Origin of the sequence: Streptomyces sp. NPDC051913, from assembly GCF_044593635.1 — a bacterium.
GTDB lineage: Bacteria > Actinomycetota > Actinomycetes > Streptomycetales > Streptomycetaceae > Streptomyces.
Window position 1 is genome coordinate 133,457 of record NZ_JBIUCI010000013.1, and the last position, 13,323, is coordinate 146,779.

The window sequence follows — 13,323 nt, forward strand, 5'->3', positions numbered from 1 at the left end:
CCTATTCCAGGTGATGCTGGCGCTCCAGAACGTGCCCGAGGCGCACTGGGATCTCGAAGGGCTCGCGGTCGAGCAGATTCCGCCGGCGGAAGACCCGCCGGCCCGCTTCGACCTTTCCCTGACGCTGAGCGAACTCCGCTCGGAGGGTGGCGCGGTCGACGGTCTGCGGGGCGCGATTCTCTACGCGGCCGATCTCTTCGACGAGGGGACGGTTCGTGGGCTGGCCGGGCGGCTGGTGCGGGTGCTGGAGCAGGTCGCGGCAGATCCGCAGCTGCGGCTGAGTGCAGTGGAGGTGCTGGAGGAGTCGGAGCGGGCGGCGGTCGTCGAGCGGTGGAACGCCACGCACCAGCAGATGGACCCCTCGACCGTGGTGGAGCGGTTCCGCGCCAGTGTGGTCAGGGCGCCGGATGCGGTGGCACTGTGGTCGGAGGGGCGTGCGCTGTCGTATGCCGAGGTGGACGCCCGGTCGGATGCGTTGGCGCGTGGGTTGGTGGCGTGTGGGGTGCGGGCGGAGTCGCGGGTGGGGCTGTGTCTGCCGCGCGGGGCCGAGATGGTCGTCGCCATCCTGGCGGTGTGGAAAGCCGGCGGGGCCTACGTGCCCCTGGACCCGGAATACCCGTCCGAGCGACTGGTGTTCATGGTCGCCGACAGCGATGCCGAACTCGTCCTGGTCGCACCCGAGACCGCCGACCGCTTGTCCGCGGAGGTCGACACCGTCCTGCTCGACGACCTGGACGGCGACGCGAGCGAGCTGCCGGATGTCACCGGCGTTCAACTGGCCTACGTCATCTATACGTCGGGCTCGACCGGGCGCCCGAAGGGCGTGGCCGTCGCCCATGCCTCGGTGGCCAACCTGGCCTCGGCGATGCGTCCCGTCCTCGGCGTCGAACCCGGTGTCACGGCGTTGCAGTTCGCGTCGTTCAGTTTCGACGCGGCCGTACTGGACGTGGCCGTCACCCTCGCCACGGGCGGCACGTTGGCGATCGCCTCGTCCGATGAGCGGCTGGACGACGCGGCACTGGCGCGCATGATCGAGGCGGCCGGGGTGAGCACGGCCAGCGTGGTGCCCTCGCTCCTCGGGGCGCTGGAGCCGGGTGCGGTGTCCGGGATCCGGAACTGGGTCCTGGGCGCTGAGCGCCTGGAGGCCGGTTTGGCGGCGAAGTGGCGTGAAGGTGCCCGCGTCTGGAACACGTACGGGCCGACCGAGGCGACCGTGATCACGACTGCCGTACTGCTGGAGGAAGGCATCACCGGGCAGGATGCCCCACCGGCGATCGGTCGCCCCCTGGGCAATGTCCACACCTATGTCCTGGACTCCTTCCTGCGCCCGGTTCCTGTGGGGGTGACGGGTGAGCTGTACATCGCCGGAGACGGTCTGGCCCGGGGTTATGTCAACCGCCCGGATCTGACGGCGGACCGTTTCATCGCCTGCCCGTTCGACGGGGACGGCGGTCGGATGTACCGCACCGGTGACCTGGTCCGCTGGACGGCCGAAGGCCAGCTGGCCTTCGTGGGCCGTGCCGACGAGCAGGTCAAGATCCGTGGCTTCCGGGTCGAGCTCGGTGAGGTCGAGGCCGTCCTCGCCGCCCACCCGCAGGTCGAGCGGGCAGTGGCCGTCGTACGGGATGGCCGTCTGGTCGGCTACGTCGTCGGCGATGTGGACGAGGACGCTGTACGGGCTCATGCGGCGACGCGGCTGCCGGACTACATGGTCCCGGCTGCCGTGCTGGTGCTGGACGCGCTGCCGTTGACGGTGAACGGCAAGGTGGACCGGGCTGTGCTGCCGGCGCCGGAGCTGGGTGCGGGTGGTGGTCGTGCGCCGGCGACTGCGACCGAGGGGGCGCTCGCGTCCCTGTTCGCCGAGGTGCTGGATCTCGAAGCGGAGGCGATAGGAGCGGAGGAGAGTTTCTTCGAGCTGGGTGGTGATTCGCTGCTGGTGATGCGGCTGATCGCCCGGATCAGGTCGGTGCTGGAGGTGTCGGTCGGGGTCCGTGAGGTGTTCGCCGAGCCGACCGTGGCGGGTATGGCGCGGCTGGTGGAGAGCAGCGCGGCGTCGACAGGCGGGGTGCTGTTGGCGCGGCGGGAGCGGCCCGAGCGGGTGCCGTTGTCGTTCGCTCAGCAGCGGATGTGGTTCCTGAACCGGATGGATGAGACCGGCGCGTCCGCCTACAACATGCCGTTCGCCCTGCGCCTGACCGGAACCGTCGACACCGAGGCCCTCCAGTCGGCGCTGTGGGACGTCGCCGACCGGCACGAAACCCTGCGCACGGTCTTCCCGGACATCGAGGGAGTGCCGTATCAGGACATCCGCGAAGGCGCCGAAGGACGCCCCCGCCTCCAAGTGATCGAAACCGGTGAGCGGTGGCGTGAGGTGATGCAGGAGGAGGCCGGGCAGGGCTTCGACGTCCGGAGCGAACTGCCGTGGCGGACCTCGCTGTTGAAGGTGAACGAGTCGGAGTGGGTCCTGCTCCTGGTGGCCCACCACATCGCCACGGACGCCTGGTCGATGGGTGTACTCGCCCGCGACCTTCAGAGCGCCTATTGCGCTCGTCTCGGCGGGGAGGCTCCGGGATGGGAGCCGCTCCCCGTCCAGTACGCGGATTACGCGCTGTGGCAGCGGGAGGTGCTGGGCGAATTGGACGACGACGGGGCCGGTACGGGGGCCGGGCAAGTGGATTATTGGCGACGGGTGTTGGAAGGCGCGCCGCAGGAGACGGTGCTGCCGTTCGACCGTCCGCGTCCGGCGGCGCCGTCGATCCGCAGCGGGTCGGTACCGGTCGGGGTGGACGCGGAGACGCATGCCCGGCTGACGGAGCTGGCCGCGCGGGGCGGGGCGACGATGTTCATGGTCGTGCACGCGGCGCTGGTGGTGCTGCTGGCCCGGATGGGGGCCGGGGAGGACGTCTGCGTGGGGACGCCGGTCGCCGGCCGGTCCGACGTACAGCTTGAGGAGTTGGCCGGGTTCTTCGTCAACACGCTCGTGCTGCGGTCCGACGCCTCCGGTGACCCCACCTTCGGTGATCTGCTGGCGCGCATCCGGGAGACCGACCTGTCGGCGTACGCGAACCAGGACGTGCCGTTCGAGCGGCTCGTCGACGAGTTGGGTGTGGCGCGTTCCGCCGCGCGCAATCCGCTGTTCCAGGTGATGTTGGCGTTGCAGAACGTGCCCAAGGCGCGGTGGGATCTCGAAGGGCTGGCGGTCGAGGAGATACCGCCCGCGTCCGACCCGGCCGCACGGTTCGACCTGTCCGTGGCCCTGAACGAGTTCCACACCGCCGAGGGCGAACCGGAGGGTATGCGCGGCGGCATCCTGTTCGCGGCCGACCTGTTCGACGAGGACACGGTCCGCCGGCTGGCCGAGAGGCTGGCGCGGGTGCTGAAGCAGGTCGCGGCCGATCCCCAACTGCGGCTGAGCGCTGTGGAGGTGCTGGACGAGGCCGAGCGGACCACGGTCGTGACGGAGTGGAACGCCACGGCCCGCGACGCGGACGACGTCAGCACGGTCGTGGAGCGGTTCCGCGAGTGGGCCGCGCTGACCCCGACGGCGGTGGCGCTCCGCTCCCTCGGCCGCTCGCTGACGTACGCCGAGGTGGATGCGCGGTCGGACGCGGTGGCGCGTGGGCTGGTGGCGCGTGGGGTGGGCCGGGAGTCCCGGGTGGGGCTGTGCCTGCCGCGCGGGGCCGAGATGGTCGTCGCCATCCTGGGGGTGTGGAAGTCCGGTGGGGCGTACGTCCCGTTGGACCCGGAGTACCCGTCGGATCGGCTCGCCTACATGGTCGCCGACAGTGGTGCCGAGGTGGTGCTGGTCGCGGAGGAGACGGCCGACTGTGTAGCCGAGGGTGTGCCGCTGGACGAGGTGACGAGTGAGTCCGGTTTGCTGCCCGAGGTCGGCTCCGGTCAACTCGCCTACGTCATCTATACGTCGGGCTCGACCGGGCGCCCCAAGGGTGTGGCCGTCGCGCACGCCCCGGTGGCGAACCTGGCCACCGCGATGCGTCCGGTACTGGGCGTCGAACCCGGTGTCACGGCACTGCAGTTCGCCTCGTTCAGCTTCGACGCGTCCGTTCTGGACGTCGCGGTGACGCTGGCCGCGGGCGGTACGTTGACCATCGCCTCGGCGGAGGAGCGGCTGGACCCCGCCGCCCTGGCCGCCCTGGTGGAGACCTGCGGTGTCGAGGTCGCGAGCGTCGTTCCGTCGCTGCTCGGGGTGCTGGAGCCGGAGTCGGTCCACGGGATCGGCAACTGGGTGCTGGGCGCCGAGCGGCTTGAGGCCGGACTGGCCGCCAAGTGGCGGGCGCGGAGCCGGGTGTGGAACACCTACGGCCCGACCGAGGCCACCGTCATCACCACGGCGACACTGCTGCCGAAGGGCCTCACCGCCGAGGACGCGCCGCCGTCCATCGGCCGCCCCCTGGAGAACGTCCGGACCCATGTCCTGGACGCCTATCTGCGGCCCGTGCCGGTAGGGGTGCCCGGCGAGCTGTACATCGCCGGAGACGGTCTGGCCCGGGGGTATGTCAACCGCCCGGACCTGACGGCGGAACGCTTCGTCGCCTGCCCGTTCGACCAGGACGGCGGGCGGATGTACCGCACTGGTGACCTGGCCCGTTGGATGGCCGACGGGCGGCTGGAGTTCGTCGGGCGCGCCGACGAGCAGGTGAAGATCCGTGGCTTCCGGGTCGAGCTCGGCGAGGTGGAGGCCGCGCTGGCCGCGCACCCGGACGTGAAGACGGCCATAGCGGTCGTGCGCGAGGAGCGGCTGGTCGGTTATGTGCTGCCCGTGGCGGGTCGGGAGCCGCGGGCCGACGCGGTTCGGGAGTTCGCCGCCACCCGGCTGCCGGACTACATGGTGCCGTCCGCGGTCGTGCTGCTCGACGCGCTGCCGTTGACCGTGAACGGCAAGATCGACCGCGCTGCGCTGCCCGAGCCGGAGCGCGCGGCGGACGGCGGTCGTGCGCCGGCGACCCCGACCGAGGAGGCGCTCGCGGCGCTGTTCGCGGAGGTGCTGGACCTGGAGCGGGTCGGCGCGGAGGAGAGCTTCTTCGAGCTGGGTGGTGACTCGCTGAAGGTGATGCGGCTGATCGCCCGGGTCCGCTCGGTGCTGGAGGTGTCCGTCGGGGTCCGTGAGGTGTTCGCCGAGCCGACCGTGGCCGGTGTCGCGCGGCTCGTCGAGACCGCCGGGGCGTCGGCGGGTGTGGTGCTGGCGCGTCGGGAGCGGCCCGAGCGGGTGCCGTTGTCCTTCGCCCAGCAGCGCATGTGGTTCCTCAACCGCATCGAGGGGACCGAGAGCGACGGGGCGGGGGCGTCCGCCTACAACCTCCCCTTCGCGCTGCGTCTGACCGGCGCCGTCGACACCGAGGCCCTGCGCTCGGCGCTGGCGGACCTCGCCGACCGGCACGAGAGTCTGCGCACGGTCTTCCCGGACGTGGAGGGCGTGCCGTACCAGGAGATCCGTGAGGGTGCCGAGGGACGACCCCGGCTCCGGGTCGTCGAGGCCGGTGAGCGGTGGCACGAGCTCATGCAGGACGAGATCGGGCGTGGCTTCGACGTGCGGGTCGACCTGCCCTGGCGGGCCTCGCTGCTGAGGATCTCGGAGACGGAGTGGGGCCTGCTCCTTGTGGCCCACCACATCGCCTCCGACGGCTGGTCGATGGGGGTGCTGGCCAACGACCTCCAGGCCGCCTACCGCGCCCGTCTCGCGGGCCGGGCGCCGGAGTGGGAGCCGCTGCCGGTGCAGTACGCGGATTACGCGCTGTGGCAGCGGGAGACGCTGGGCGAGCTGGACGACCCGGACAGTGCGGGGGCGAGCCAGATCGCTTACTGGCGTGGGGTGTTGGAGGGGGCCCCGCAGGAGACGGTGCTGCCGTTCGACCGTCCGCGTCCGGCGATGCCCTCGTTCCGCAGCGGGCAGGTGCCGGTACGGGTGGACGCGGAGACGCATGCCCGGCTCGTGGAGCTGGCCGCGCGGGGCGGGGCGACGATGTTCATGGTCGTCCATGCCGCGCTGGTGGTGCTGCTGGCCCGGATGGGGGCCGGGGAGGACGTCTGTGTGGGCACGCCGGTCGCGGGCCGGTCGGACGTGCAGTTGGAGGGGCTGGCCGGGTTCTTCGTCAACACGCTCGTGCTGCGGTCCGATGCCTCCGGTGACCCCACTTTCGGTGATCTGCTGGCGCGCATCCGGGAGACCGACCTGTCGGCGTACGCGTACCAGGACGTGCCCTTCGACAAGCTCGTCGACGAGCTCAACCCCACGCGGTCGGCGGCCCGCAGTCCCCTGTTCCAGGTGATGCTGGCGCTCCAGAACGTGCCCGAGGCGCAGTGGGATCTCGAAGGGCTGGCGGTCGAGCAGGTCCCGCCGGCTGAGGACCCCGCGGCCCGCTTCGACCTCTCGTTCTCCCTGGGGGAGCGGTGGTCCGGGCAGGGCGTGCCCGCCGGGATGGGCGGCGGGATCCTCTACGCGGCCGATCTCTTCGACGAGGAGACCGTCCGTCGGCTGGCCGGGCGGCTGGTGCGGGTGCTGGAGCAGGTCGCGGCCGATCCGGAGCTGCGGCTGAGCGCCGTGGAGGTGCTGGAGGAGGCCGAGCGGGCGGCGGTCGTGGCGGAGTGGAACGCCACGGCGAGCGAGGCCGACAACTCGACCGTGCTGGAGGGCTTCCGGGAACGGGTGGCCGAGGCACCGGGGGCGGTCGCGCTGTGGTCGGAGGGGCGTGCGCTGTCGTACGCCGAGGTGGATGCGCGGTCCGACGTGCTCGCGCGTGGGCTGGTGGCGCGTGGGGTGGGCCGGGAGTCCCGGGTGGGGCTGTGCCTGCCGCGCGGTGCCGAGATGGTCGTGGCGATGCTCGCCGTGTGGAAGGCCGGTGGGGCGTACGTCCCGCTGGACCCGGAGTACCCGTCCGAGCGGCTGGTGTTCATGGCCGCGGACAGCGACGCCGAGCTGGTACTGGTGACGGCCGCCACCGCCGACCGCCTGTCCGCGGAGGTCGACGCCGTCCTGCTCGATGAGCTGGCGAGTGACTCCGGTGCGTTGCCGGAGGTGGGCTCCGGTCAACTCGCCTACGTCATCTATACGTCGGGGTCGACGGGGAGGCCGAAGGGTGTGGCCGTCGCGCATGCCTCGGTGGCCAATCTGGCTTCGGCGATGCGTCCCGTCCTCGGCGTCGAGCCCGGTGTCACGGCGTTGCAGTTCGCGTCGTTCAGTTTCGACGCGGCGGTGTTGGACGTGGCGGTCACGCTGGCCGCCGGGGGCACGCTGGCCATCGCCTCGTCCGATGAGCGGCTCGACGGTGCGGCGCTCGCGCGGATGATCGAGGCGGCCGGGGTGAGCACGGCGAGCGTGGTGCCCTCGCTGCTCAGGGCGCTGGAGCCGGACGCCGTCGCCGGGATCGGCAACTGGGTCCTGGGCGCCGAGCGCCTGGAGGCCGGTTTGGCGGCGAAGTGGCGTGAAGGCGCCCGGCTCTGGAACACGTACGGGCCGACCGAGGCGACCGTGATCACGACCGCGGTGCTGCTGGAGGAGGGCATCACGGGTGAGGACGCCCCACCGGCGATCGGCCGCCCGCTGGGCAATGTCCGCACCTATGTACTGGACGGGAAGTTGCGGCCTGTTCCTGTCGGGGTGACGGGTGAGCTGTACATCGCCGGTGCGGGTCTGGCGCGTGGGTATGTGAACCGCCCCGACCTGACGGCGGAACGCTTCATCGCCTGCCCGTTCGATCAGAACGGCGGTCGGATGTACCGGAGCGGTGACCTGGCCCGCTGGACGGTGGACGGCCGGCTGGAGTTCGTGGGCCGGGCCGACGAGCAGGTGAAGATCCGTGGGTTCCGGGTGGAACTGGGCGAGGTCGAGGCCGTTCTCGACGGCCACCCCGATGTGAGGACGGCGGTGGCGATGGTCCGTGAGGACCGCCCGGGCCATCCGCGCCTGGTCGGTTACGTCCTCCCGCGCGACTCCGCGGCCGGGACCCTGGAGGCCGGCGGCCTGCGGGAGTTCGCGGCGACCCGGCTCCCGGACTACATGGTCCCGTCGGCCGTCGTGGTCCTCGACGCGCTGCCCCTGACGGTCAACGGCAAGATCGACCGGGCCGCCCTGCCCGTACCCGACCCGGAGAGCGACGGCTCGGGGCTCCTGCCCCGGAACGGCACCGAGGCGCTGCTGTGCACCCTGTTCGCCTCGGTGCTGGGCGTGGACCGGGTGGCCGCCGACGGCAACTTCTTCGATCTGGGCGGCAATTCGGCACTGGCGATGCATCTCGCGGGCCGGGTCCGGTCGGAGACCGGCGCCGAGCTGAACCTGAAGCAGTTCTTCGGTGATCCGACGCCGATCGGCGCCGCGCGCATCCTGGGCACCAAGTCGCGTCCCTCGCTGCTCCCGGTCGAGCACGAGGGCGGTGAGGCACCGGCGACGGCCGGACAGAGGTTCCTCTGGCGGCGCGCCGCGGCCGACCCGGGCACCCGGGCCCTCCAGTCGTCCGTCGCCCTGCGGCTGCGCGGGGAACTCGACCGTGAGGCGCTGCGGGCGGCGCTGGCGGACGTGGCCGAACGGCACGACATCCTGCGGACGGTGTTCGCCGAGACCCCGGACGGCGGGCTGGTCCAGCGGATCCTGGACGCCGACGACCCCGCCGTACGCCCGGATCTTCCGGTCGTCGCGGCGACCGAGCGGGAGCTTCCCGCCGTGCTGGCCGCCGGTGCGGCCCGGCACTTCGATCTCGGGCGCGAAACCCCTTGGGCGCACACGCTGTTCGCGCTCTCCGAAACCGACCATGTGCTGCTTCTCGTACTGCATCGGATCGGTGGCGACGACGCGTCCCGGGACGCCCTCGTGCGCGATGTCTCCGTGGCGTACGGCGCGCGCTGGGAGGGCCGTGCGCCGGAGCGGGCGCCGCTGCCGCTTCAGTTCGCCGACTACGCGGTGTGGGAGAGCAGGCTGCTGGCGGGCGCGGAGCCGGAGGCGGAATCGGAGGGCTCGTCGGCTGAGAGCGTCGCCGGTGATCAGCTCGCCTACTGGAAGGAAGTGCTGGCGGACGCGCCGTCCGCGATCACCCTTCCCGTGGACCGGCCCCGCTCCGAGCGGTCCGGTCGGCGGACCGGGGCGGTGCCGCTGCGCGTACCGGCGCCGGTGCATGTCCGGCTGATGGAGACGGCCCAGCCGCTCGGTGTGACCTCGGTCGCCGTCGTGCACGCTGGGCTGGCGATGCTGCTCGCCCGGATGGGGGCCGGTACCGATCTGGTGCTGGGAGCGGTGGCGCCGCGGCCGACGGGCGAGGGTGAACTGGAGGCCGTGGTGGGCCCGTTCGCCGGGCTGCTGCCGCTGCGCACCGATGTCTCGGGCGACCCGACGTTCCGGGAGATGCTCGGCCGGGTCCGGGAGACCACCGAGGAGGCGGAGCGGTCCGGGGACGTTCCGTTCGCGCGGATCGCCGAGGCCCTCGGGGTCGCGGACGCGGCACCGGGTGAACCGCATCCGCTCGTCCAGGTCGCCCTGGACGTCCGGGACGACACCGCGGCGAAGTGGGACGTGCCCGCGGTCCCGGGCCTCGACGCCTCACTCGTCGGCCTCGGTGCCCTGGCGTCCGGGTTCGATCTGACGGTACGGCTGACCGACCGGCACCGGGACGACGGCGGGCCCGACGGCCTCGACGGCACCCTCGACTACGCCGAGGAACTGTTCGACCGGGCCACCGCAGTCGGTCTCACGCGACGTCTCCTCCGTCTCCTCGGGCAGGTGGCGGCCGAGCCGGAACTGAGGCTCAGCCAGATCGACATCCTGCTCGGCGAGTCCGAGCGCCGGCAGCTGACCGAGGACTGGAACCGCGGTGCGGCCAAGGTCCCGGACGGCACCCTGCCGGCGGCGCTCGCCGAGGCGGCGGCCCGCGATCCGCGGGCGGTGGCCGTCCAGGACCGGTACGGCTCCCTCAGCCGCCGGGCCCTGGACCGGGCGTCCGCGTGGCTCGCCGCCGGGCTGCACCGGCGCGGGGTGGGCGCGGGGGACGTCGTGGTGGTGGCGGTACGGCCCGGCACCGACTGGGCGGTCGCCGTGCTCGGTGTCCTCCGGGCCGGCGCCACCTGCCTGATCGCCGAGGCGGACGACCCCGCGGGGGCCTTGGTGGCGGCCGCCGATCTGGGCTGCGCCCGGGTGGCCGCGGTCGTGCTGTCGTCGGGCGGGGGGAAGGAGCCCGGGGCGGGGACGGTGCCCGTTGTGCGGGTGGCGGACGCGATCCGGGCCGGGGGCAGGCGGCTGCGTCGTCCCCCCGTCCTGCCGGACCCGCTGCCGTCCCAGCCGGCGGTGCTGCTTCCCGGGGAGACCCCGGACGGCACGCTCGTGGGCGAGCTGGTGGACCATCGGTCACTGCTCGGCCGGGTGATCGACCGCCGGGCGACCTCCCCGTCGACGGAGTCGACCGCCACCGTGGTCCGCCTGAGCGCCGACACCCCGATCACCGACCTCCTCACCGGCCTGCTGGCCGCGCTGAGCGGGGGGCGCACGGTCGCGATGGAGAGCGCCGCGATGCCTGCGGAGGAGCAACTGAACGGCGGGGCGGCCCCGGTGGACGGTGAGTCGGCCCCGGTGGACCGTGAGCCCGCCCCCACGGGCCTTGCGCCGAGCCGACCCCACCGCCGCTTGGCGCAGCCGCACCGCGCCCTTGCCCCGGCCTCCGCATCGACCACCGTCCCGGCGCCGCTCTCCCTCCCCCGTACCGCCCGCGCCTACGTGCTCGACGAGTGGCTGCGGCCGGTGCCGGTCGGTGTGGCGGGGGACCTGTATGTGGCGGGACCGTCGCTGGCCCGGGCCTATGCCGGGGCGCCGGCCCGCACCGCGGGGAGCCTGGTCGCCGATCCCTTCGGGCGCGGTGGTGATCTGATGCTGCGGACCGGGCGGCGTGCCGCGTGGACCTCGGACGGGCTGGTGCAGCCGCGCGCGGCACTGGACGCCGGTGCCGGTCTGACGGCGCCGCGGCGGGCCGGGCGGCGGCGGGACGACCTCGACGCGCTGCTGTCGTTGCAGAGCGGCGGATCGCGTACGCCACTGTTCTGCCTGCATCACAGCACGGGGCTGGCCTGGTCCTACGCCGCGCTGTTGCGGCATCTGCCGCAGGATCTGCCGGTCTACGGCCTCCAGACGCCCGGGTTCACCGACCGCAGGGCGATGCCGGGCAGCGTGCCGGAGCTGGTGGCCGACTACGTCGACCGGATCCGCTCGGTGCAGCCCGAGGGGCCGTACCAGCTGCTCGGCTGGTCCTTCGGCGCGGTGCTGGCCCAGGCCATCGCCGCGGAGCTGGAGGAGCGGGGCGAGGAGGTCACGCTGCTGGCGCTGCTGGACGGGTTCCCCGGCGGTCACCACCGGAGGGACGAGGACGGTCCCCGGCAGGACGGCGACGGCCCCGGCGACGGTGACGTCGGCGGTGGCGCCGGCGGCGTGGACGGGACCCGTGTCCGGATCGACGGCGCGGCGGACCAGGAGGGCCGGGCCCTGCTCGACGGGCCGGGGGCGGCGAGCCCGCCGGCCGACTCGTTCACGGTCAACGTGGAGGAGACGAAGGAGCACATGATCCGGCTGGCGCAGAGCCACACCCCCCGGCGGTTCGGCGGTGGCGCGCTGCTGTTCCTGGCCACCGAGGGCGACCTCGCCCAGACGTCGCTCGCCGCGGCACGCACCACCTGGGAGCAGTACATCGCCGCGCCCATCGAGGGGTTCGAGATCGCCGCCGACCACGTCGGGATGCTCCGAGGCACGCACGCCGAGGCCATCGGCCGGGAGGTCGCCCGGCGCCTGGTGACCCCCGCACCCACGTCCGACCACAAGCCCGTGTCAGAGAGGTAGGACTCGCATGACGCAGTCGTTCGAGCTTCCGGTGGACAAGCGCCGGAACGTCCTGGACCCGGTGCCGGAGCTGCTGGCACTCAACGCGCGGGCGCCGCTGTTCCGGCCCCCCGGCGGGATGCCCCACTGGATCGTGACCGACCGCGAGGTGGTGCGGCAGATCCTCGCCGACGCCGAGCGGTTCTCCAGCATGCCGCCGCCCGAGCCGGACGGCCGCAAGCCCGATCCGCACCCGGGGAGTCTGTTGCAGACCGACGGGGCCGAGCACAGCCGGCTGCGGCGGCTGGTGGCGCCGATGTTCACGGTCCGGCAGATGAAGGCGCTGGAGCCGATGATGGCGCGCATCGTGGACCAGCGGCTGGAGGTGCTGGAGCGGGCCGGGCGGCCCGCCGACCTGATGCGGTACTTCGCCCGGCCGGTGTCGGGCCTGATCCTCGCCGAGCTGATCGGCCTGCCCCGCGACGACCTGTCGGAGCTGTCCCGGCTCGGTGACCACCGGGCGTCCGGGCACAGCCCCCGCCGGCACCCGGCGACCTCGGAGTACGTGGGGCACTTCCGGAAACTGGCCGCGGCCCAGCGCCGCGATCCGGGTGAGGGCCTGGCCGGGATGCTGATCCGGGAGCACGGGGACGCGGTGTCGGACGAGGAGGTGGCCGGCATCTGCGAGAGCGTCGCCAACGGCTCGATCGAGAACACGGCGGAGACCATCGGCCTCGGGGTGCTGGCGCTGCTGTGCCATCCCGATCAGCTGGCCCTGCTGCGGGAGCGGCCCGAGCTGATGGACCGGGCGGTGGAGGAGCTGCTGCGCTATGTGTCGGTGGTGGCCTCCGTGTCGCCGCGTACCGCACTGGTGGACGTGGAGATCGGCGGGGAGCTGATCAAGGCCGGTGAGGTGGTGTCGTGCTCGGTGTTCGCCGCGAACCGCTGCCCCTACGGCGGCGACGACGGCACCGCCGACCGGCTGGACATCGCCCGGGAACCCGGAAACCACCTGGCGCTGGGCTTCGGCGTGCACTTCTGCCTGGGCGCGGCACTGGCGCGGCTTCAGCTGCGCATCGCGCTGACGGGGCTGCTGGAGCGGTTCCCCGGGCTGCGGCTGGGCACCGGGGTGGAGGAGCTGCGGTTCAGGTCGCTGGCACCGCAGTTCGGCGTCGAGACGCTGCCGGTCCTGTGGTGAGACCGGTGGCGGACACGGCGGACACGGCAGACAGCACGGAGCCCATGGTCACGGCCCGGGTGGAGATCCAGGTGGACCGGGACAGCTGTGTGGGCTCGGGCGCCTGCGCGCTGTTCGAGCCGGAGTTCTTCGACCAGTCGGAGGACGACGGCCTGGTGGTGCAGCGCGTGCGGGAGGCGGGCCCGGAGGCGCTGTCGGCGCTGCGCACGGCCGCGTCCCGCTGTCCCGCCCGCGCCATCGTGCTGGTGCCGTCCGGCGGACAGGGAAGTGCCGGGTGGGACCCCTCTGACTGAGCGGTCCCGCGGGGCGCCCGTTGCAACCCTGG

At 73.0% G+C, this 13,323-nt stretch carries 3 protein-coding genes (1 of these 3 running past the window's edge); all 3 read left to right on the forward strand.

The window, feature by feature from the left end; translation table 11 throughout:
* Tightly spaced (at most 7 nt apart), the 3 genes in view from ACIHIX_RS33245 to ACIHIX_RS33255 form a layout consistent with a single transcriptional unit that may run on beyond the window.
* On the forward strand, nt 1-11,821 hold the final stretch of the coding sequence (locus tag ACIHIX_RS33245; protein WP_399962734.1) for a non-ribosomal peptide synthase/polyketide synthase. It extends 16,727 nt beyond the left edge of the window; only the last 11,821 of its 28,548 coding nucleotides appear in the window; its start codon lies beyond the left edge, outside the window; its stop codon occupies nt 11,819-11,821.
* Between the two features lie 7 nt (nt 11,822-11,828).
* Nucleotides 11,829-12,998: a cytochrome P450 gene (locus ACIHIX_RS33250; protein WP_399962736.1), complete on the forward strand. Its 1,170-nt coding sequence runs from the start codon at nt 11,829-11,831 to the stop codon at nt 12,996-12,998.
* A 5-nt stretch (nt 12,999-13,003) separates the two neighbouring features.
* Nucleotides 13,004-13,291, forward strand: a complete 288-nt coding sequence (locus tag ACIHIX_RS33255) for a ferredoxin (protein WP_399962738.1) — start codon at nt 13,004-13,006, stop codon at nt 13,289-13,291.
* The last annotated feature ends 32 nt before the right edge of the window (nt 13,292-13,323 follow it).